General features: G+C 70.7%; 16 protein-coding genes. 4 read left to right on the top strand and 12 right to left on the bottom strand.

Annotated features, from left to right (window positions below; all coding sequences use genetic code 11):
* Nucleotides 1–117 precede the first annotated feature (117 nt).
* Nucleotides 118–729, top strand: a complete 612-nt coding sequence (locus NUT86_RS23680; protein ID WP_159486909.1) for a TetR/AcrR family transcriptional regulator — start codon at nucleotides 118–120, stop codon at nucleotides 727–729.
* On the opposite strand, the gene NUT86_RS23675 is transcribed toward NUT86_RS23680, so the two are convergent.
* Nucleotides 711–1,382 (bottom strand): M23 family metallopeptidase, encoded by a 672-nt coding sequence (locus NUT86_RS23675; protein ID WP_159486911.1) that lies wholly within the window; start codon nucleotides 1,380–1,382, stop codon nucleotides 711–713. The genes NUT86_RS23680 and NUT86_RS23675 overlap by 19 nt on opposite strands.
* A 751-nt stretch (nucleotides 1,383–2,133) precedes the next feature.
* Here NUT86_RS23675 and NUT86_RS23670 point away from each other — a divergent pair.
* Together NUT86_RS23670 and NUT86_RS23665 are read left to right on the top strand one after the other, a co-directional pair.
* Entirely contained in the window at nucleotides 2,134–5,376 is a 3,243-nt protein-coding gene (locus NUT86_RS23670) for an NACHT domain-containing protein (RefSeq protein ID WP_274737486.1), read from the top strand.
* 60 nt (nucleotides 5,377–5,436) lie between these two features.
* Complete coding sequence (locus NUT86_RS23665) at nucleotides 5,437–8,151, top strand: NACHT domain-containing protein (RefSeq protein WP_274737485.1); 2,715 nt, start codon at nucleotides 5,437–5,439, stop codon at nucleotides 8,149–8,151.
* A gap of 173 nt (nucleotides 8,152–8,324) precedes the next feature.
* Here NUT86_RS23665 and NUT86_RS23660 read toward each other — a convergent pair whose 3' ends face one another.
* Nucleotides 8,325–10,850 carry an ATP-dependent Clp protease ATP-binding subunit gene (locus NUT86_RS23660; protein WP_018092986.1) on the bottom strand — a complete coding sequence of 842 codons (2,526 nt, stop codon included), beginning with the start codon at nucleotides 10,848–10,850 and terminating at the stop codon, nucleotides 8,325–8,327.
* Nucleotides 10,851–11,347: 497 nt separating this feature from the next.
* Here NUT86_RS23660 and NUT86_RS23655 point away from each other — a divergent pair, with 497 nt between their 5' ends.
* Nucleotides 11,348–12,028, top strand: coding sequence for an SCO3374 family protein (locus NUT86_RS23655; protein ID WP_078518814.1), 681 nt, complete (start codon nucleotides 11,348–11,350; stop codon nucleotides 12,026–12,028).
* Here the strand turns inward: NUT86_RS23655 and NUT86_RS23650 are convergent.
* The 10 genes from NUT86_RS23650 to NUT86_RS23605 all read right to left on the bottom strand — a co-directional run bounded on the left by NUT86_RS23650 (nucleotide 11,959) and on the right by NUT86_RS23605 (nucleotide 20,678).
* Nucleotides 11,959–12,297, bottom strand: a complete 339-nt coding sequence (locus tag NUT86_RS23650) for a histone-like nucleoid-structuring protein Lsr2 (protein WP_018092985.1) — start codon at nucleotides 12,295–12,297, stop codon at nucleotides 11,959–11,961. The two genes, NUT86_RS23655 and NUT86_RS23650, sit on opposite strands and share 70 nt — an antisense overlap.
* Nucleotides 12,298–12,453: 156 nt before the next feature.
* Complete coding sequence (locus NUT86_RS23645; RefSeq protein WP_018092984.1) at nucleotides 12,454–12,972, bottom strand: amino-acid N-acetyltransferase; 519 nt, start codon at nucleotides 12,970–12,972, stop codon at nucleotides 12,454–12,456.
* Between the two features lie 9 nt (nucleotides 12,973–12,981).
* On the bottom strand, nucleotides 12,982–13,461 hold the full coding sequence (locus NUT86_RS23640; protein ID WP_018092983.1) for a BlaI/MecI/CopY family transcriptional regulator: 480 nt from the start codon (nucleotides 13,459–13,461) through the stop codon (nucleotides 12,982–12,984).
* A gap of 172 nt (nucleotides 13,462–13,633) precedes the next feature.
* Nucleotides 13,634–13,813 carry a hypothetical protein gene (locus NUT86_RS23635; RefSeq protein WP_018092982.1) on the bottom strand — a complete coding sequence of 60 codons (180 nt, stop codon included), beginning with the start codon at nucleotides 13,811–13,813 and terminating at the stop codon, nucleotides 13,634–13,636.
* A gap of 46 nt (nucleotides 13,814–13,859) precedes the next feature.
* A complete protein-coding gene (locus NUT86_RS23630) occupies nucleotides 13,860–14,477 on the bottom strand; it encodes a hypothetical protein (RefSeq protein ID WP_274740594.1) in 618 nt (205 codons plus the stop codon).
* Between the two features lie 151 nt (nucleotides 14,478–14,628).
* The gene (locus NUT86_RS23625; RefSeq protein WP_018092980.1) at nucleotides 14,629–15,426 is read right to left on the bottom strand and encodes a type III pantothenate kinase; all 798 of its coding nucleotides are present in this window, start codon (nucleotides 15,424–15,426) and stop codon (nucleotides 14,629–14,631) included.
* 5 nt (nucleotides 15,427–15,431) lie between these two features.
* The gene (nadC, locus tag NUT86_RS23620) at nucleotides 15,432–16,499 is read right to left on the bottom strand and encodes a carboxylating nicotinate-nucleotide diphosphorylase (RefSeq protein ID WP_018092979.1); all 1,068 of its coding nucleotides are present in this window, start codon (nucleotides 16,497–16,499) and stop codon (nucleotides 15,432–15,434) included.
* A gap of 71 nt (nucleotides 16,500–16,570) precedes the next feature.
* Nucleotides 16,571–18,403, bottom strand: coding sequence for an L-aspartate oxidase (locus NUT86_RS23615; RefSeq protein WP_274737484.1), 1,833 nt, complete (start codon nucleotides 18,401–18,403; stop codon nucleotides 16,571–16,573).
* Nucleotides 18,400–19,584, bottom strand: coding sequence for a pantoate--beta-alanine ligase (gene panC / locus NUT86_RS23610; protein ID WP_274740592.1), 1,185 nt, complete (start codon nucleotides 19,582–19,584; stop codon nucleotides 18,400–18,402). Before panC ends, NUT86_RS23615 begins: the two co-directional genes overlap by 4 nt.
* Before the next feature lie 95 nt (nucleotides 19,585–19,679).
* On the bottom strand, nucleotides 19,680–20,678 hold the full coding sequence (locus NUT86_RS23605; protein WP_159486921.1) for a Rossmann-like and DUF2520 domain-containing protein: 999 nt from the start codon (nucleotides 20,676–20,678) through the stop codon (nucleotides 19,680–19,682).
* Nucleotides 20,679–20,811 lie beyond the last annotated feature (133 nt).

The following is a 20,811-nucleotide window of genomic DNA, read 5'->3' as shown; positions in this document are numbered from 1 at the left end:
CCGGCTAGTTCAGTACAGTGAGGAAGGTAGGCGGCCAACTAGCCGGGCGTCAAGTAAGTTTCTCTGGCGCCCCACAGGGCAGCCCTCTGACCAGTACCGACGACGCGGGAGAGCACCATGAGCACACAGGCGCGCAGGGGAAACACCCGCCAGCGCATCCAGGACGTCGCTCTGGAGCTGTTCTCCGAACAGGGCTATGACAAGACCTCCCTGCGGGAGATCGCCGAGAAGCTCGAAGTCACCAAGGCGGCGCTGTACTACCACTTCAAGACCAAGGAAGACATCGTCATCAGCCTGTTCCAGGACCTGGGCAGGCCGATCGACGAGCTGATCGTCTGGGCCGAGGGGCAGCCGCGGACCCTGGAGACCAAAAAGGAGCTGATCCGCCGCTACAGCGAGTCGCTGCGCTCGGCCGAGCCCCTCTTCCGCTTCATGCAGGAGAACCAGGCCGCGGTGCGCGATCTGAGCATCGGCGAGAGCTTCAAGTCGCGCATGCTGACCCTCTTCGGCCTGCTCAAGGAGCCCGATGCGGAGCTGACGGATCAGGTGCGCTGCATCACCGCACTGTTCTCCATGCACGCGGGCATGTTCTCGATGCAGAACCTGGAGGGCGACCCCGAGGAGAAGCGCAAGGCCATCCTCGAGGTCGCCACGGAACTGGTCACGGCGGCAAACCCGCCGCACCGCCGGCCAGCCCGGCCGGACTCAGCTCAGACGGTGTCGCCGTGAGCCCGCAGGAATCCGGTCGGCTCGATGCCCGACCCGTAGTTGGGGCCGGTGCGGACCTCGAAGTGCAGGTGGGGGCCGGAGGAGTTACCGGTGCTGCCGGACAGGCCGACCTTCTCGCCGGTGCCGACCTGCTGGCCGACGCTCACGTTGATCTGTGACAGGTGCGCGTACTGGGTGTACGTGCCGTTGCCGTGCTGGATCACGATGGCGTTGCCGTACGCCGGGCCGTCGCCGCCACCGTTGGGGCCGGCCTTGACGACGGTGCCGGAGTGCGCGGCCTTGACCACGGTGCCGCTCGGCACGACGAAGTCCTGGCCACTGTGGCTGTGCGACCACATGTTGCCGGCCAGACCGAAGGTCGAGCCCAGGGTGTACTTGTCGACCGGCGTCACCCAGGCGTTGGCCTTCTTGGCCGCGTCCTTCTTCGCCTTGGCCGCGGCGGCCTTGGCGTCGGCGGCGGACTTGGCCTGCGCGTCGGCCTGTGCGGACACGGTCGAACCAACACCCGAGGTGAGGTTCTGCAGACCCGCGTCGGCGGCGGTGGCAATACCGGCACCCAGGGCGGCGGTAACGCCGACACCGGCGGCGACAACGGCGACGCGATTGCGCAGCGCGAGCTTGTTGGAATTGCGGAGAGCGGTGAACTTCGACATGCGGGTTTTTCCTCCAGTGAATTGATTGGTTTCCCGGCTGCGGACCGGGATCGCCATTCCTTGGTAACCCGCCTTCGCCGCCCCGCCAAGGGGCCTTTCTACTAACCCGGCCCGTACGAGAAGCCGGGTGATCGAGGCCCTTGCGTGCCCGCCGAACCTCTGCGCGAAACCCCCAAATACGGACATCTCGCATCGCCACCCCGGCCCGCTATGCACCCCTTGAACAGGCCTTTTCTCCATATGCCGCACGGGCCCCGCAGCCCCCGCGCCGCTCACCCGCCCTCAGCCCCGCCCTCGCCCCCGAAAACCCCCACCGCCGCGGGTCCCGCTTCCCCTAATTTCTTTAGTAGGGCCCAAATCGCCTGTGTGCCATGTCACCGATAACCAAGATCCAACCCCTTTTCGCGCCCCTTTCGGACGCCCGATCCGGGGCCCTGGGCGCTTGTGACGCAGACAACTCACGCCTTTGTGACGTGGCTTACCCGGACTTTGTGACCCCGATTACCCGACCTTTGTGACCCGGGTTACTCGGCCTTTGTGACCGGGGTTACTCGACCCTTGTGACCGGGATTACCCGGCCTCACCAAATGTCCGAATTGAAAGGGAATGGGGGCTGGATATCCGTGACCGCCGCCACACCGTTCCGCGTCCCGCGTCCCGCGCGCACCTGGCCGATCCCCGCCCCACACCCCGACGGCCGCCCTAGCCTGGCCCGACGGCAGCACCGGCCAGGGGGAGGGCGGACCGCACGATGGACCCGTCAGCAGTAGGTGTCCGACTCGCCTCCGGCGTGGTCGCACCGCTCGTCAGGAAGCTCTTCGTCAAGGAAGGGCCGGGCGCCGGTCTGGTGGCGAAGCCCGTACGGATCTCCGGGCTGGTCAGCTTCAAGGGCGAGCGGCGGACCCTGTCCGACAAGGACCTGCGCAAACTCGCGGCGGAGCTGGTGGACCGGGCCGTACGGACCGCCGGGCCCGGCGAGCGCCCCCTGGCCGCGGACGAGGAGCGGGCGGTGGCCGAGGCCCTGGCCACCACGCTGCACGGCCTGGGCGACCTCGACATGGACGACGTCCAGGCCGTCCGCCTGGGCGCCACCGCCCTCGCCGCACGCCTGGAGGCCGCGCGCCCGCACGCCGTCCACGGCCTCTCCCGGGACGCCGAGCTGCTGCACGCCACCCTGCTCGGCACCGCCTGCCTGCACATCGTGCACTTCTTCACCCAGCGGTCGGCCTTCGTCGCCCGCACCCTGGTCCAGCAGAGCAGGAGCCTGGACAGCCTGATCACGCTCATCGACGAGTTCCTGGAGCGGCATCCGTCCCCGCGGGCCGCGGACGCCGCCTTCGAGCGCGGCTACCTCGCGTACATCGCCCGTAAGCACGGCCGGCTGACCATCTACGGCATCGATTTGGCCCACTCCCCGGACCGGTGGCCGCTGGACGCGGCGTACATGAGCCTGGAGGCGACGGCCCCGGCCGCCCGCGAGGTGACCGCTGTCGGCCCCTTCGACGGGGTGGGCGGTCCCGGAGGCGCGCCGCCGGCCCTGGTCCCCGTCCCCGCCGACCAGGCCCTGGCCGGCCGCGACCGCGTCCTGCTGCGCGGTGTCGCCGGCTCCGGCAAGAGCACCCTCGTCCAGTGGCTGGCCGTCTCCTGCACCAAGGCCCCCGGCGAGACGGCCCTCCCCCACCTCTACGGCCGGATCCCCTTCGTCCTCCCGCTGCGCACCCTCGCCCGCGACGGTGCGCCGCTGCCCACCCCTGACCGCTTCCTGGCGTCAGTCGGCTGCCCGGTGTCCGGCTCGCAGCCCGAGGGCTGGGCCGACCGCGTGCTGACCTCCGGGCGGGCGCTGCTGCTGATCGACGGCCTGGACGAGATCCCCGACCGTGAGCGCGAGCTGACCCGCCGCTGGCTGCGCGATCTGACCGACGCCTTCCCGGACAACCTGTGGCTGGTCACCTCCCGCCCCTCCGCCGTACGCGACGACTGGCTCACCGCCGACGGCTTCGGCGAGCTGACGCTGTCCGCCATGAGCCGCGCCGAGGTCGCCGCCTTCATCGGCCGCTGGCACGACGCGGCCCGCTGCGACGCCGAGGAACCCGAACGCCTCGACGCCTACGAGCAGTCCCTCCTGGCCGCCGTGCACACCAAACAGGACCTCGCCCGGCTCGCCACCAACCCCCTCATGTGCGGCCTGATCTGCGCACTGCACCGGGACCGCCGCGGCTATCTGCCCACCGGCCGCAAGGAGCTGTACGACGCGGCCCTCGGCATGCTCCTCTCCCGCCGCGACCGCGAACGCGATATGGCCGCCCCCACGGGCATCGAGCTGAGCGACGAGCCCCAGATCCAGCTCCTCCAGCGGCTCGCCTACTGGCTGATCCGCAACGGGCGCAGCGAACTCGACCGGGAGCGCGCCGAACGCATCCTCGGCGAGGCGCTGCCCGCCGTGCCCGCCGCGGCGGAGCAGGGCGACGCAACGGCCATTTTCCGCCATCTGCTGCTGCGCAGCGGACTGCTGCGGGAACCGGCCCCCGGCGCCGTCGACTTCGTCCACCGGACCTTCCAGGACTACCTCGGCGCCAAGGCGGCCGTGGAGGACGGCGACTTCGGACTGCTGGTGGCGCATGCGGAGGACTCCCAGTGGGAGGACGTGATCCGGATGGCGGTGGCGCATGCGCGGCCGCGGGAGCGGGTGGAGATTCTGCGGGGGCTGATGGAGCGGGGGGACGGCATCGAAGACCGCCGGGCCCGTTTGCGCGTCCACCTTCTGGCCATGGCCTGTCTGGAGCATGCGACGGAGATCGATCCGCGGGTGCGGGACGAGGTGACTGAGCGCGCGGGGGCGATTCTGCCGCCGCGCAACCATGAGGAGTCGCAGTTGCTCGCCGGGGTGGGACCGCTGGTGCTGGAGTTGCTGCCCGGGCCGGAAGGATTGGCGGACGACGAAGCGCAGGAGGTGGTGGCGACCGCCGCGCTCATCGGGTCGGACGCGGCGCTGGAAGTCATGAAGCGCTTCCGGGATCACCCGGCGATCGGCGCTCGTACGCAACTCGCCTCGTCATGGCCGCAATTCGATACCGCCACGTATGCCCGGGAGATCCTCCAGCACCTCGACGCCGAAGTGACCGTCACCGCGACGTCCCACGCCGAACTGCACGCACTCCGGGCACTCGGTCGGCCACGCGTCTCGGTGAGCGGCCCCTTCCTGGCTGCCGAACTCCTCGGCGCCTTGCCACTCGGCCTGATCGAAAGCCTGGACATCAGAAAGAACCCGGAGATCGCCGATCTCGCGTTCCTCCGTGAGTTCCCCTCACTGAAGCGGCTGTCACTCTGGGACTGCCCGGCGGTCGAGAGCGTCACCCCGCTCGCGGATCTTCAGCTCCGCACATTGAGCATCACCGGGCCGCTCGACAAGAACGTCCCGATTCCGCGCGGACTTCATCGCCTGCGCCACGCCCGCACCCTGCAGCTCCACTCGACGCTTCCGCCGGAAGGCTTGGCGACGCTCCCCGCGGATGCCCCGCTGAGCCACTTGGCCCTCAGCCGGCCCGTCGGCGCCGAATTCACCGACATCACATGCTGGCCCCAAATGCGAATCATCCAACTCCGGTTCCTCACACATGACTTCGGCGCGGACCAATGGAGTGCACTGGCGTCACTGAGCGAGCTGGAGGATTTCTCGTTCGGTGTGGCGGAAGAAGGGGTCACCCTGCAGCTGCCGGCCGGTCTTCGGCTTCCACAGGTGACAAGGCTCGGCGTCCTCAACACGAAGCGCCTTCCGATCTCCGATATGAGCCGCCTGCTGAGGTCGGCCCTCCCGGCTTTCCCCGGTGTCCGGAATCTCCAGCTCTACGGCTTCATCGACGGCTCCATCGACCTCTCCCCCGTGGCGGCCCTGCCGGAACTCCAGGAGGTCTTTCTCTCCTACCTCCGCCCGGAACCCGGCCACACCCTCCCTCCACACATCAAACTCACCCGCTACCCCCGCCCCCGCACATAGGCTTACGAGCAGCGCAGGCCCCCAACCCCCCATATTCAGCACCGCAGTTACGGGGAACCCATGGATCCCACGAACATCATCGCCCGCCTCACGCCCCATGCCGTCGCTCCGCTGATCCGCAGGCTCCTGGCCCCCGACGGGCCGGTCGCCGAGCCGGTCGACCGGCCGGTGCGGATCTCCCGGCTGCTCTCCTTCACCGGCGAGAAACCGACCCTCAGCGACAGTGAGCTGCACGGCCTCGCCGCGGCCCTCGTCGAGCAGGCGTCGGCCGGCCGGACGGATGCCGAGAGCGAGGCCGTCGCCGCCGCCCTGGCCCGCACCCTGCACGCCCTCGCCGAGATCGAGATGGACGATCTCGACGCCGCCCGGCTCCTCCCGGCCGAATTCGCCCGGCGCCTGTGCGAGACGGTGCCCGGGGCCACCCGGGAGCTGACGCACGACGGAGTCCGGCTGCACGGGCTGCTGCTGGACGTCGCCGCCCTGCACCTGCTGTACCTCTTCACCCAGCGGTCGGCCTGTGTCGCCGGGACGCTCATCGAGCAGACCCGGACCCTCACCGAGCTGGTCCACGGGCCGAGCGTCGCCGCCTCCTCCGTCTTGCTGCCGCCCCGTACCGCCGACGGCCCCGCCGCCAAGGAGGCCGCCGACGACGAAGCCACCTTCCAGGACGCCGCCTCCCCGCCCCACGCCTCCGGACAGGCCATCGCCTCGCAGGCCACCACCTCCCAGGCCCTCGCCTCCCACGACGCCGCGTTCGAAGCCCGCTACGCCCAGGACACCGCCGCCCTCCACAACCACCTGACGATCTTCGGGATCGATCTGACGCACTCCCCCGACAGCTGGCCGCTGGACGCCGCCTATCTGGGGCTGCAGTGCGAGCCCGTTCCCCAGGACGCCGAGGGCACACCGGACCCCGCCGGGCAGGACGAGCCGCCGCTCCCCGCGGAGCAGGCGCTGTCCGGCCGCGGCCAGGTGCTTGTCCGCGGTGTGGCGGGGTCGGGCAAGACGACCCTGCTGCAGTGGCTGGCCGTCGCCACCGCCCGTGATGAGCTGCCCGAGGCGCTGGCGGGGCTGCGCGGCCGGGTGCCGTTCCTGCTGCCCGTACGCCGCTTCGCCCGTGAGGGGCTCCCCTCGCCGGGCACGTTCCTGAGCGCCGTCGGCCACCGGGACGCCGAGGCGGCGCCGGCGGGCTGGACGGAGCGGGTGCTCGATGCGGGGCGTGCGCTCTTGCTGGTCGACGGGATCGACGAGGCCCCCGAGAGCGAGCGCGAACAGGTGCGCCGCAAGCTCGGCGAATGGACCGTGCGCTACCCGGGCAACGTCTGGGTCGTCACCTCCCGGCCGTCCGCCGTCCCGGGCAGCTGGCTCGCCGGGGAAGGGTTCGGTGAGGTGTCGCTGGCGCCGATGAGCCGCGAGGACGTCGCCGCGTTCATCCAGCGCTGGCACCGTGCCGCGGCCCAGCGGTCGCCGGCCGATCTCGACCGGCTCGGCCATTACGAGCGGACCCTGCTCAATGCCGTACGGATCACCCGCGATCTGGGGCGGCTGGCGACCAATCCGCTGATGTGCGGGCTGCTGTGCGCCCTGCACCGCGACCGCCGGGGCTATCTGCCGCAGGGCCGGAAGGAGCTCTATGACGCGGCGCTGTCGATGCTGCTGGAGCGCCGGGACCGGGAGCGGGCCATGGTCCCCACCGACGGGGTGGAGCTGACCCGGCAGCCCAAGATCCAGCTGCTGCAGAAGCTCGCCCACTGGATGCTGGTCAACGGCCGTTCGGAGATGGACCAGGCGACGGCGGTGGACACCCTCGGCCGGCATCTGCCCGCGATACCGGACGCGGCCCGCCAGGGCGGCCCCGAGGACGTCTTCCGGCATCTGCTCAACCGCACCGGGCTGCTGCGCGAGCCCACCCCCGGCACCGTCGACTTCGTCCACCGCACCTTCCAGGACTATCTCGCCGCCCGCGCGGCCGTGCAGCGGCACGATTTCGCGCTGCTCCTCGACCATGCGCACCACGACGACTGGGAGGACGTCATCCGGATGGCCGTGGCGCTGGCCCGCCCCGATGAGTGCGCGGCGCTACTGGACGGGCTGCTCGCCCCGCATCCCGGTGTACGCGCCGGCGAGGCCCGGCACCGCAAGCTCCTCGCGGCGGCCTGCCTGGAGCACGCCACGGAGCTGGACCCGGCGGTCCGGGCACGGGTGCAGCGCTTCACCCGCTCCATGGTGCGGCCCAGCACCCCGTCCGCGGCCCGTGCCCTGGGCTGGATCGGGCCGATCGTGCTGGAAATGCTGCCCGACCCCACCGAGGTCTCCGACCACGAGGCCTATCTCCTCGCGATCACCGCCACCTCGATCTCCGACGACATGGCGATCGACTATCTGACGGGCCTGCGCGACCGGGCGCATCACGAGGTACGGGCGCAGCTCGCCGGGGCCTGGCGGCGCCATGACACCGCCCGCTACGCCCGCGAGATCATCGCCCACCTCGAACCGGCCGAGCTGTACTTTCCGGTCTCCGACCTGGAGGAGCTGCATGCGCTGCGCCGGCTGGGCGGTCGGCCGCATCTGCGGATCGCCGGGCCTTTCACACCGGACCAGCTCGTCGAGGGCATCGCTCCGGCCGAGGGCCTGACGCGGCTGTGGCTCGCCTACGACCTGGGCGTTTCCATGGAGTGGCTGTCCGCCTTTCCGAATCTGGACACGCTGCGGATCGGCCGCCGTATTCCGCCGGTGCGCGGCGTTCCCGAGGGCATTCGCCTCGTGCAGATGTAGCGTGCGGACGCCTGCCGCGCACCGCGTGAACGGCCGAAAACAGCCTATTGCCAAATACGCGCTGCATTTCCGTTCCGCTAAAGACGGCGGCACCTACAGAACTGCCCCGGAACCGTAAGAAACGATTCCGGGGCAGTGCCGTAGGCGGTTATGCGCGTGCCGCGCTGTGCCGCTCAGGCGTCCTTGCTGAGGTTCGGACCCGAACCGCCGGCCGTGGACTCGATCGGCGGGGCGTCCGGCAGGGCCGACTTCTCCTCGCCGCGGAAGGTGAACTTGGCGGTCTCACCCTCGCCCTCGACATCGACGACCACGATGTGGCCCGGACGCAGCTCGCTGAAGAGGATCTTCTCCGAGAGGGCGTCCTCGATCTCGCGCTGGATCGTGCGGCGCAGCGGACGGGCGCCGAGCACCGGGTCGTACCCGCGCTTGGCCAGCAGCGACTTGGCCTCGCTGCTGAGCTCGATGCCCATGTCGCGGTCCTTGAGCCGCTCGTCCACCTTGGCGATCATGAGGTCGACGATCTGGATGATGTCTTCCTCGGTGAGCTGGTGGAAGACGACGGTGTCGTCGACACGGTTGAGGAACTCGGGGCGGAAGTGCTGCTTGAGCTCTTCGTTGACCTTGTTCTTCATCCGCTCGTAGCTGGACTTGGTGTCGCCCTGGGCCGCGAAGCCCAGGTTGAAGCCCTTGGAGATGTCCCGGGTGCCGAGGTTGGTCGTCATGATGATGACCGTGTTCTTGAAGTCCACGACCCGGCCCTGGGAGTCGGTCAGGCGACCGTCCTCCAGGATCTGCAGCAGCGAGTTGAAGATGTCCGGGTGGGCCTTCTCGACCTCGTCGAAGAGCACGACGGAGAACGGCTTGCGGCGCACCTTCTCGGTGAGCTGGCCGCCCTCTTCGTAGCCGACGTAGCCGGGAGGCGAACCGAACAGCCGCGAGACCGTGTGCTTCTCGCTGAACTCCGACATGTCGAGGGAGATCAGCGCGTCCTCGTCGCCGAAGAGGAACTCCGCCAGCGTCTTGGACAGCTCGGTCTTACCGACACCGGACGGGCCGGCGAAGATGAACGAGCCACCGGGACGCTTGGGGTCCTTCAGGCCGGCACGGGTACGGCGGATGGCCTGGGAGAGCGCCTTGATGGCGTCCTTCTGGCCGATGACGCGCTTGTGCAGCTCGTCTTCCATCCGCAGCAGCCGCGAGGACTCCTCCTCGGTGAGCTTGAAGACCGGGATGCCGGTGGCCGTCGCCAGAACCTCGGCGATCAGCTCCTCGTCCACCTCGGCGACGACGTCCATGTCGCCGGCCTTCCACTCCTTCTCCCGCTTCGCCTTCGCGGCCAGGAGCTGCTTCTCCTTGTCGCGCAGGCCCGCTGCCATCTCGAAGTCCTGCGAGTCGATCGCGGACTCCTTCTCCCGGCGCACATCGGCGATCTTCTCGTCGAATTCGCGCAGGTCCGGCGGCGCGGTCATCCGGCGGATCCGCATCCGGGAGCCGGCCTCGTCGATCAGGTCGATCGCCTTGTCCGGCAGGAAGCGGTCCGAGATGTAGCGGTCGGCCAGGGTGGCGGCGGCGACCAGGGCGGAGTCCGTGATGGAGACGCGGTGGTGCGCCTCGTAGCGGTCCCGCAGGCCCTTGAGGATCTCGATGGTGTGCGGCAGCGACGGCTCCGCGACCTGGATCGGCTGGAAGCGGCGCTCCAGGGCCGCGTCCTTCTCCAGGTGCTTGCGGTACTCGTCGAGCGTCGTGGCACCGATGGTCTGCAGCTCGCCTCGCGCCAGCATGGGCTTGAGGATGCTGGCGGCGTCGATCGCGCCCTCGGCGGCGCCCGCACCCACCAGGGTGTGGAGCTCGTCGATGAACAGGATGATGTCGCCGCGGGTGCGGATCTCCTTGAGCACCTTCTTCAGGCGCTCTTCGAAGTCACCCCTGTAGCGGGAGCCGGCGACCAGGGCACCGAGGTCCAGGGTGTAGAGGTGCTTGTCCTTGAGGGTCTCGGGCACCTCGCCCTTGACGATGGCCTGCGCCAGGCCCTCGACGACCGCCGTCTTGCCGACGCCGGGCTCGCCGATGAGGACCGGGTTGTTCTTGGTACGGCGGGACAGGACCTGCATGACCCGCTCGATTTCCTTCTCGCGCCCGATGACCGGGTCGAGCTTGGTCTCGCGAGCGGCCTGCGTCAGGTTGCGGCCGAACTGGTCCAGGACGAGGGAGGTCGAGGGCGTGCCCTCGGCCGGGCCGCCGGCGGTGGCGGCTTCCTTGCCCTGGTAGCCGGAGAGCAGCTGGATGACCTGCTGCCGCACCCGGTTGAGATCGGCGCCCAGCTTCACCAGGACCTGGGCGGCGACGCCCTCGCCCTCGCGGATCAGGCCGAGCAGGATGTGCTCCGTACCGATGTAGTTGTGGCCGAGCTGGAGGGCCTCGCGGAGCGACAGCTCCAGGACCTTCTTGGCACGGGGGGTGAAGGGGATGTGACCGGACGGAGCCTGCTGCCCCTGCCCGATGATCTCCTCCACCTGCTGGCGGACCGCCTCGAGCGAAATCCCGAGGCTCTCCAGGGCCTTAGCGGCGACACCCTCACCCTCATGGATCAGGCCCAGGAGGATGTGCTCGGTGCCGATGTAGTTGTGGTTGAGCATCCGGGCTTCTTCCTGAGCCAGGACGACAACCCGCCGCGCGCGGTCGGTGAACCTCTCGAACATCGTTAATCGCTCCTCAGAGCGGTCAGGCAGTTAGGGGTCGGTCCCCTCCCTGTCCTTCCGCATGCTAGTCCCGCGGGGCGGGACAGCTCATTCCAACTGCCGACACCCGTCCGGATCACCCCCGCTCCGGCGGGGAAATTTACTGCCGAACAGCTGACATCTGCTCCAACTCGATGGTGCGAGACGATGTTCCCGCAGGCCAGGCATATACGCCCTCTGCCACTACGCCCGTGGCGAACGCGCCCGGTGCCGACACGCCGTTTGCCGTCGGCCCTCAGCCGGGGCGGAACGCCTCGGGCGCCGGTCACACCGTCTCTTCCCACTGAGACTGTCTTACCCGCTGCCACTGACACTCCATGCGGCGCGGGCCGCTTCCATCCGCTACGGGCGAACATCCGCACGCCATCGAATGCACCTCCGCGCCCTCCCGCGGGTGCGGTGCGTATCCATGCCTGCACCCAGCGTAACTTCCTGGATGTGCGGGAGTTGCTCCGGGCATGGCCCGCGTGCTTCCGCGCCCCCGCATTCCCCTCGCCGCCGTGCGCCGGTGGTACGAGGAGGAGCTGGGCTGGCCGTCCACCGGAACGGAGCCGGTGGAGCTGCTGACGGGGCTGCGCTTCGATGTCCTGGAGATGCCGGCCGGGGCGGGAAGTGCCGTACTACGGCGATTGCCGCACACCGGCCCGGTGGCACTCCTTCGGGCCGGATGCGACGGGAATCACGCCAGTGATCGGCCGAAATTGCTCATGCTCATCGCGGCCGGCGGCGCCGAGGAACTCCCGGGAATCCTGGAATGGCTGGAGTGGGGCGCGCTTGTCCCGGATCTCACGGCGCGTGGGACCGGAGACCGGATGCCCGCGCCGGTGTTCCCCACTGGCGCAGCACCGTCATACGGATTCGGTTCCCGGGAGGCCGCGCGATGGGTGCGACCTCCCCGGCCCGGCTACGAGGCGGAGAATTCCCTGCCCACCACGGGGTTGGGAGCAGGAAACGGGGACGATGGGGACGCCCCCGACCTCGTACGACTCGTGAGCGCGGCGGCGACGGAGTGCCACCGTGCCCGGTTGATGCGTGCTGGTAATGCCCAATCGGACCGCGCGTGGGGCGATCAGCCGTTGGCCTTCTCAAATGCCTCACGAATGTCGGCGGGGACACGGCCACGGTCATTGACGTTGTAGCCGTTCTCCTTGGCCCAGGCACGGATCTTCGCGGTGTCCTGGCTGCCACCGGAAGCCGCACCACGCGCCTTGCCACGGCCCGAAGAAGCGCGGCCACCGGTACGGCGGCCCGCCTTCACGAAGTCGGCGAGCGAGTCGCGCAGCTTCTGGGCGTTGCTGTCGGAGAGGTCGATCTCGTAGGACTTGCCGTCGAGAGCGAACGTCACCGTCTCGTCCGCCTCGCCACCGTTGAGGTCATCGACAAGAAGAACCTGAACCTTCTGTGCCACCGGTTTCCCTTTCATCGAATGCGGATTACGACGGAAAGCAAACCGCTTTTCCGGGAAAAACACAAACCCTTGGGTAGGGTTCACTTGCCCACACAGCGGGGAACGCATGCTTCCGTACCCATGAGATAGGGGAGCGATTCGGACATAGAACACTCATCACAGGTGCAGAAGCATCCGGCTGTTACCCAGGGTGTTGGGCTTCACTCGTTCGAGGCCCAGGAACTCCGCAACGCCCTCGTCATAGGAACGCAGCAGCTCACTGTAGACATCACCGTCTACCGGCGCTTCGCCGATCTCCACGAAGCCGTGCTTGGTGAAGAAGTCGACTTCGAAGGTGAGACAGAAAATGCGCCGCACTCCGAGCCAGCTCGCGGTGCGCACCAGCTTCTCTAGGACTTGGTGGCCGACTCCGGACCCCTTCATCCGCGGATCCACGGCCAGGGTGCGCACCTCGGCCAGGTCTTCCCACATGACGTGGAGCGCTCCGCAGCCGACGACCTCGGCGTCTTCGTCGCGCTCGGCCACCCAGAACTCCTGGATGTCCTCGTAAAGCGTGACGGTGGCTTTGTCGAGCAGGATCCCGTCGCGTGAGTAGGCATCGATGAGGCGGCGTACGGCCGGTACATCGCTGGTCCTGGCACGGCGGACGGTGAGGCCTTTTGAATGCGGAGGCATGCCGGGACGCTATCGCCCCTTGCCGGTGGCACTCGCCCCGGGTTCATCCCCTTCGGCGGGCCCGGCTTCACCGGCCCCTTCCGCTGCCGCTTGTGCCGTGCGTTCTTCCGCCGGTGCGGTCTCTTCCGCCTCTTGTGCCTGTTGTTCCGGGTCTTCCGCGGGTTCGTCGATCTGGACCATGCGTACGGCATCGCGCAGGGCCTGTCGCTGTTCCGGCGACATCATGCCGAAGAAGGCGACAAGAGCGGCCGCGGGGTTGTCGCTGGCGGACCATGCCTCGTTCATCAGTGCGGCCGCGTAGGCGGCGCGAGTGGAGACCGCCTCATATCGATAGGCGCGGCCTTCTGCTTCGCGGCGCACCCAGCCCTTCTGGTGAAGGTTGTCCAATACGGTCATGACCGTGGTGTAGGCGATGGACCGTTCCTTCTGCAGATCTTCCAGGACTTCTCGAACGGTGACCGGGCGGTTCCACTCCCAGACCCGCGTCATGACCGCGTCTTCCAGATCACCCAAGCGTCTCGGCACACAAGAACAATAGTGGGAGATGTCGCGTATGCCCGTTGATCTCGTTGCGTTTGGGCCGGAAAAAGGATGTACGACCCGGGACGGTCGATCCCGGGTCGTACGGTGCGCGCGGGCCGCCGAAAGGGCGGCGGGCGGCTCAGGCGCCGTGCGCCGTGGGCTCCTGACCGGCGGATTCGGCGCGCGCCAGGGCCGCGTCCACGGCGGCGTCCTCCTTGGCCTTGTTCGCCCCGCCCTGGCTCTTGATGATCGTCACGATCAGGGCGGTGAAGGCCACGGCCATCACTACGGGCGGGAGCAGCGCTGCGACGTAATCCATGGCGTATGGCCTCCTTTGGGGCGTGAGTGTCCAGAGTACGCAGCGCTCAGGCGGTGCGGCTCTCGGGGGGCGGGGCGGGCTTGCGGCGGGGCGGGAACACCTCGCCCGGTGTGGGGATCGGCCGGTCCCGCTGCGGGCCCTTGGGGCGCGGCGCCGGCGCGGGCTGGGGTTTGCGCTCCGGCTTCGGCTCCCGCTCGGGCTCCGGTTCCCGCCCGCCGCCACGGCCGGCTGAGCGGCCGCCTGGCAGCGCGCGCAGCCGGGTCCGTACGGATTGTTCGGCGAGCTGCTCGCAGTGGCGCAGCAGGGCGCTGCGGCGCTCGGACTCGGCCTTTGCGCCGGACCGCGGCAGTGAGCGCAGGGCGGCGAGATCGTCGGGGCCGGGGACATGGCCCGCTGCCAGCGCCTCCTTGAGCCGCGTGAGGTAGCCGGTGGCCGAGCCGGGCAGGGTTTCGCGGTAGCGGGCGAGGTCGGCGAGGAGGAAGGCGCGCAGCCGGCCGCCTTCGCGGACCGCCTCGTCGACCGCCTCGGCCAGCCGGAGGTATTCCTGGATGTCCTGGGTCCACTCGAGGCCGAGGGCGCCGAGCGGGGCGGGGTGGGACGTCGTCTGCAGGGCATGGGCGAGGGCGCGACGGAGCACACGCAACTCATCGGCGCTGAACGCCATGCCGCCGCGGGTTCCGTTTGGCATTGGCATGTGGCGACTTTACGACCGTTTCCGACAAAAGCCGCTTAATTCGTGAACGGTGGCGCGGCAGCGAGCCGCACCACCGATCGTCCGGCGCGGGAAAAGCTTCCGCGCACCGGGCGGTGTTCCGTCAGGAGCGGGCGATATTCCGCTCGTAGACCAGCCGGAGACCGATGAGGGTGAGCCACGGCTCGTGCTCGTCGATTTCCGATGACTCACCGAGCACCATCGGCGCCAGTCCGCCGGTGGCGATCACGGTCACGTCGTCGGGGTCGTCGGCCAGTTCCCGTGCCATGCGCTGCACCACGCCGTCGACCTGGCCCGCGAACCCGTAGAGGATGCCGGACTGCATGGCCTCCACGGTGTTCTTGCCGATGACGCTGCGCGGGCGGGCCAGTTCGATCTTGCGGAGCTGGGCGCCCTTGACGCCCAGCGCCTCCACGGAGATCTCGATGCCCGGTGCGATCACGCCGCCGACGTACTCGCCGCGCGCACTGACCGCGTCGAAGGTGGTGGCCGTACCGAAGTCGACGACCACCGCGGGGCCGCCGTAGAGCTCGACGGCGGCCAGGGCGTTGATGATCCGGTCGGCGCCGACCTCCTTGGGGTTGTCCATGAGGATCGGCACGCCCGTCTTGACGCCAGGCTCCACCAGGACGGCAGGCACATCGCCGTAGTAGCGGCGGGTGACCTCACGCAGCTCGTGCAGGACGGAGGGCACCGTGGCGCAGATGGAGATGCCCTCGATGCCGTCGCCCAGGTCGTCGCCGAGCAGCGGATGCATCCCCATCAGGCCCTGGAGGAGGACGGCGAGCTCGTCGGCGGTGCGCCGGGCGTCGGTGGAGATCCGCCAGTGCTCGACGATCTCCTCGCCGTCGAAGAGGCCGAGAACCGTGTGGGTGTTTCCTACGTCAATGGTCAGCAGCATGGCGGTCAGCGGTCCTCACGCACGTCGTCGGCCGCGCCCCGGCCACCCTGCCCGTCGTCCTCGTGCAGGTCGAGGCCGATGTCGAGGATCGGGGAGGAGTGGGTGAGCGAGCCCACCGCGAGGTAGTCGACGCCGGTCTCGGCGTAGGCGCGGGCGTTGTCGAGGGTCAGCCGGCCCGACGACTCCAGCATCGCGCGGCCGGCGACCAGGGCCACCGCCTCCCGGGTCTGCTCGGGGGTGAAGTTGTCCAGCAGGATCAGATCGGCGCCCTCGGCGAGGATCGGCGGGATCTGGTCGATCCGGTCGACCTCCACCTCGATCGGCACCCCGGGGAACTCGCTGCGTACGGCAGTGAACGCCGCGGCGACGCCGCCCGCAGCGACCACGTGGTTGTCCTTGATCAGCGCCGCGTCGCACAGCGACATCCGGTGGTTGACGCCGCCGCCGCAGCGCACCGCGAACTTCTCCAGGGCGCGCAGGCCCGGCGTCGTCTTGCGGGTGTCGCGGACCTTGGCCTTGGTGCCGTCGAGCACATCCGCCCAGGCCCGGGTCGCGGTCGCGATGCCGGACAGCCGGCACAGCAGGTTCAGCGCGCTGCGCTCGGCGGTGAGCAGGTCGCGGGTGCGGGTGGTGACGCTCAGCAGCGGGGTGCCGGCCTCGACCCGGTCGCCGTCCTCGACGTGCCGCTCGACCGCGAACTCGTCGGTGCAGACGATGGACAGCACCGCCTCGGCGATCCGCAGCCCGGCGACCGTACCGGCCTCGCGGGCCGTGAAGTCGCCGGTGGCGACCGCGTCCTCGGGGACGGTCGCCACGGTCGTGACGTCCACGCCCTGGTCGAGGTCCTCGTCGACGGCGAGATGCGCGATGTCCTCGACCTGGACGGGGTCGAGTCCGGCGGCCACCAGGAGCGCGGCCAGGTCGGGGTCGAGGCCGCAGGTCAGCGGGTCGATCTCGTACGCGCTCTCGTCGCCGCCGCAGCCGCAGGCGTCGCCGCAGCCACCGCTGGGGCCGTCGCTGCCGGCGGGCCCGCCGATCTGGAGGAGGGGGAGGTCGTCGGGGGTGCTGCTCACGGGGTGGGCTCCGTATTCGGGGAGGTGGGGTGTGCGGTGCGGTCTGTCTTGGCCGGCGGTGGGGTCGGTGGCTACGGGGTGACCGTCGGCGGGAACTCGGCGGTCGCCGTCGTACGCATGGTCAGCGCCCGGTCCGCTTCCAGGGTGATGCGGAAATGACGGCGCCAGGAGGCATCGTCCCGGTCCGGGTGGTCCTCGCGCCAATGGCAGCCGCGGGTCTCCTCCCGGCGCTGCGCCGCGGCGACCAGCACCCGGGCGACGCACAGGAGGTTGGTGGCCTCCCAGGCTTCCACGCCGGGCTCGGGGGCCTTGCGGTCGGCGGGGGCGGCGCTCCCGGTGGCGGTCGCACCGGCCGGTTCGTCACGGCCCGCCGGGCCGGCCGCCGCGGTCGCCTCACGGTGGAGGCGGTCCAGTTCGGCGGCCGCCCGGGCGAGGCTCTCCGCGCTGCGCAGCACGCCGGCGCCGGCAGTCATGATCCGCTGCACGGCCGTACGGGTCTCCGGGGCGAGCAGCGGAAGGGTGGTGCGGGGCGCGGAGGGGGCGGGAGGCGCGGTGTGCTCCGCCGCGTCGTGCGCCGGAGTGCAGGGTGCGTCGCCGGCCGCGGCCTCCGGGGTGTGCGGCGCGGTGATGTCCGCGGCGATCCGCTCCGCGAAAACCAGGCCCTCCAGAAGGGAGTTGGAGGCGAGCCGGTTGGCGCCGTGGACGCCGGTGCAGGCGACCTCGCCGCAGGCGTACAGGCCGGGGACCGTGGTGCGCCCGCGCAGGTCGGTGCGTACGCCGCCGGAGGCGTAGTGCGCGGCCGGGGCGACCGGTATCGGCTCGGTGACCGGGTCGATGCCATGGCTGCGGCAGGCGGCGAGGATGGTGGGGAAACGGGTCTCCCACATCTGGGCGCCGAAGTGACGGCCGTCCAAATACATGTGCTCGACGCCCTGTTCGTGCGCCTGGCTCATGATCGCCTTGGCGACGATGTCCCGCGGCGCCAGTTCGGCGAGTTCGTGCCGGCCGACCATGAAGCGGGTGCCGTCGGCGTCGACGAGGAGGGCGCCCTCGCCCCGTACGGCCTCGGAGATCAGCGGCTGCTGGCCTTCCGCTTCCGGCCCCAAATACAGGACGGTGGGGTGGAATTGGACGAATTCCAGGTCGGAGATCTCGGCGCCGGCGCGCAGCGCCAGGGCCACCCCGTCGCCGGTGGAGACCGGCGGGTTGGTGGTCGCGGAGAAGACCTGCCCCATACCGCCGGTGGCGAGCACCACCGCCGGGGCGTGGACGGCCCCGACGCCGTCGTGCTGGCCCTCGCCCATGACGTGCAGGGTGACACCGGCCGTGCGGCCCTCGGTGTCCGTGAGCAGATCGAGGACCAGGGCGTTCTCGATGGTGCGCAGCCCGGCGGCGCGGACCGCCTCGACGAGCGCACGGGAGATCTCGGCCCCGGTGGCGTCGCCGCCGGCGTGCGCGATACGACGGCGGTGGTGGCCGCCCTCGCGGGTGAGCGCTATCTCGTCGCTGCCCGGTGCGGTGTCGAAGCGGGCACCGGTGCCGATCAGCCGGTGGACGGCATCCGGGCCTTCGGTGACCAGGGTGCGTACGGCGCTCTCGTCGCAGAGTCCGGCGCCCGCCACGAGGGTGTCGGCCAGATGCTGCTCCGGGGTGTCGCCGTCGCCGAGCGCGGCCGCGACCCCGCCCTGTGCCCAGCGCGTGGAGCCGTCGTCCAGACGGGCCTTGGTGACGACGACGGTCCGCCGGCCGGCCGCGGCGCAGCGCAGCGCGGCGGTCAGCCCGGCCACACCGGAGCCCACCACGACGACATCCGCTTCGATGGACCATCCGGGGGCGGGGGCGCTCAGACGTATGCCGGTGCCTGCTGCGGGGCCGGGTCCGGTGGCTGTTCCGGTGGCGGTCATCGGGTCGCTCCGAGGGGGCCTTGGGGGGTGGTGGGAGGCGTGGCGGGTGCGGCGGCAGCGGGGCCGTCCGGCGTGGTGGCGTCCGAAGAGGCGGCGTCCGTGAGGGTGCCGCCCTGGTGGGCGGCGGTCGGTCCGGCTCGCCCGGCTCCGAAGACGAGACGGATGTTGTCGATCAGCCGGGTGGTGCCGACCTTGGCGGCGACCGCGAGGATGGCCTCGCCCTCGTAGGCGTCCGGGATCTCGGTGAAGTCGGACGGGTCGACGAGCGCCAGGTAGTCGAGGGTGAGCGGCGGGTCGAGCCGGGCGGCGTCGTCGAGTACCGCGCGGGCCGCGGCGCGCGCCACGGACGGGCCGTGCGGGAGGCCCGCGGCGGCGTAGGCGACGGCGTGGGCGTCGGCGGCGGCCCGGTCCTCGCCGAGGGCGGCCAGCGCCGCGGCACGGTCCTGCGCCGGGTGGCCCGTGGAGGCGGCGCGGGCGCGCAGCGCCTCTTCGGCGGCGAGCCGGTCGCGGGCCGCGAACAGCGCCGCCGACAGCGCGAGCGCGGTGCGCCGCTCCGGGGCGGAGAGGTAGCGGTTACGGCTGGAGAGGGCGAGGCCGTCCTCCTCGCGCACCGTGGGGACCCCGATGATCTCGACGGGGAAGTTGAGGTCGGCGGCCATCCGTGTGATGACCGCGAGCTGCTGGGCGTCCTTCTGCCCGTAGAAGGCGATGTCCGGTGCGGTCAGATGCAGCAGCTTGGCGACGACGGTCAGCACCCCGTCGAAGTGCCCGGGGCGGCTGGCGCCTTCCAGGAGGGTGCCCATGGGGCCCGCGGTGATCCGGATCTGCGGTTCTCCGCCCGGGTAGACCTCGTCGGCGGACGGGGCGAAGACGACGTCCGCGCCCGCGGCGGCCGCCAGCTCCCTGTCCGCGTCCAGGGTGCGCGGATAGCGGTCGAGGTCCTCGCCCGCCCCGAACTGCAGCGGGTTGACGAAGACCGTGACGACGACCTGGCCCCGCGGGCCGACCCGGCGACGGGCGGCGCGGACCAAGGTGGCGTGGCCCTCGTGCAGCGCGCCCATGGTCATGACGACGGCGCGGTCCCCGGTGCCGCGGGGCAGATCGCGCAGGGCGGCGGCGGTGTGGAGGAGGTGCGCGGGGCCGGAGGGGCGGACGGGCTGGGTGGGGCGGCTCTCGTCCATGGGCTGGTCCGGCTCCTGGTTCACGGGCACGTCCGGTGCCGCGGTGGCGTCCGGGTGGGAGCCCGGTTCGGGGGGCGGGCTCAGGGGCGAGGAGGTCATCGGTCGCCTCCCTCGGGGCCGTGGCCGGGGGCGTCGGGGTCCGGGCCGGAGGCGTCGGGGGTGCCCGGGGCGGGGCCGGGGCCGGGGCCGTCGCCGGAGTCGGCGAGCACATCGAGCAGGTCCTCGGCCAGTTCCGGCTTCAGCAGACCGTGGTCCAGCGCCCGGTCCGCGGTCGTACGGGCCATGGCGACGTACCCGGCGACGCTCTGCGGTGCGTGCCGGCGCAGCTCGGCGATATGGGCGGCGACGGTGCCGGCGTCGCCCCGTGCGACCGGGCCGGTCAGCGCCGCGTCACCGGAGCGCAGGGCGTTGTCCAGGGCGGCGCCGAGCAGCGGGCCCAGCATCCGGTCCGGGGCCTGCACCCCCGCGTCATGCAGCAGCTCCATCGACTGGGCGACGAGCGTGACCAGGTGATTCGCGCCGATGGCGAGCGCCGCGTGGTAGAGCGGACGGGCGGATTCGGCGATCCACTCGGGCTCCCCGCCCATCTCGATGACCAGCGCCTCGGCGGCCATCCGCAGCTCGTCGGGCGAGGTCACACCGAACGAGCAGCCGGCCAGCCGCTGGACGTCCACGGAGGTGCCGGTGAACGTCATGGCCGGGTGCAGGGCGAGCGGCAGGGCGCCGGCGCGGGTGGCCGGGTCCAGGACCGCCGTTCCGTACCTCCCCGAGGTGTGCACCAGCAGCTGGCCGGGCCGTACGGCGCCGGTCTCGGCGAGGCCGCTCACCAGGTCGCCCAGGGCGTCGTCGGGGACGGTCAGCAGGACCAGGTCGGCGCGGGCGAGGACCTCGGCCGGGGTGACCAGTGGAACGTCGGGCAGCAGCTCGGCGGCGCGGCGTACGGAGGCGTCGGACACACCCGACACGGCAACCGGGCGGTGCCCTGCGAGCTGCAGCGCAGCGGCGAGGGCGGGCCCGACACGGCCCGCGCCGACGACCCCGACGGTCAGCCGGGCGGGGCGGTCCTGGGCCTCAAGGGGTGGGATTGCGTTCACGCGGCAATGGCCTTCCGTTCCAGTCCGCGGGGGGTACCGGACGATTCCTCGCCATGCTACGCGAGTGTTTCCGGTGGCTTTCAGAGCTGTACGGAAGGTGAGACCGGGGTCTCTCCCGCGAGTTATCCACAGG

This window comes from Streptomyces sp. G7(2002) (genome assembly GCF_028870195.1).
In the GTDB taxonomy this organism is placed as follows: domain Bacteria; phylum Actinomycetota; class Actinomycetes; order Streptomycetales; family Streptomycetaceae; genus Streptomyces; species Streptomyces nigrescens.
This window is presented reverse-complemented; position numbering and strand designations above follow the sequence as displayed.

Coding starts and splice junctions, on each gene's coding strand:
- NUT86_RS23680 (WP_159486909.1), top strand. CDS start 118: ATGAGCACACAGGCGCGCAGGGGAAACACCCGCCAGCGCATCCAGGAC.
- NUT86_RS23670 (WP_274737486.1), top strand. CDS start 2,134: ATGGACCCGTCAGCAGTAGGTGTCCGACTCGCCTCCGGCGTGGTCGCA.
- NUT86_RS23675 (WP_159486911.1), bottom strand. CDS start 1,382: ATGTCGAAGTTCACCGCTCTCCGCAATTCCAACAAGCTCGCGCTGCGC.
- NUT86_RS23615 (WP_274737484.1), bottom strand. CDS start 18,403: ATGACCGCCACCGGAACAGCCACCGGACCCGGCCCCGCAGCAGGCACC.
- NUT86_RS23630 (WP_274740594.1), bottom strand. CDS start 14,477: ATGGCGTTCAGCGCCGATGAGTTGCGTGTGCTCCGTCGCGCCCTCGCC.
- NUT86_RS23640 (WP_018092983.1), bottom strand. CDS start 13,461: ATGACGCGGGTCTGGGAGTGGAACCGCCCGGTCACCGTTCGAGAAGTC.
- NUT86_RS23655 (WP_078518814.1), top strand. CDS start 11,348: ATGGCCCGCGTGCTTCCGCGCCCCCGCATTCCCCTCGCCGCCGTGCGC.
- NUT86_RS23635 (WP_018092982.1), bottom strand. CDS start 13,813: ATGGATTACGTCGCAGCGCTGCTCCCGCCCGTAGTGATGGCCGTGGCC.
- NUT86_RS23645 (WP_018092984.1), bottom strand. CDS start 12,972: ATGCCTCCGCATTCAAAAGGCCTCACCGTCCGCCGTGCCAGGACCAGC.
- NUT86_RS23660 (WP_018092986.1), bottom strand. CDS start 10,850: ATGTTCGAGAGGTTCACCGACCGCGCGCGGCGGGTTGTCGTCCTGGCT.
- NUT86_RS23625 (WP_018092980.1), bottom strand. CDS start 15,426: ATGCTGCTGACCATTGACGTAGGAAACACCCACACGGTTCTCGGCCTC.
- NUT86_RS23665 (WP_274737485.1), top strand. CDS start 5,437: ATGGATCCCACGAACATCATCGCCCGCCTCACGCCCCATGCCGTCGCT.
- panC (WP_274740592.1), bottom strand. CDS start 19,584: ATGGACGAGAGCCGCCCCACCCAGCCCGTCCGCCCCTCCGGCCCCGCG.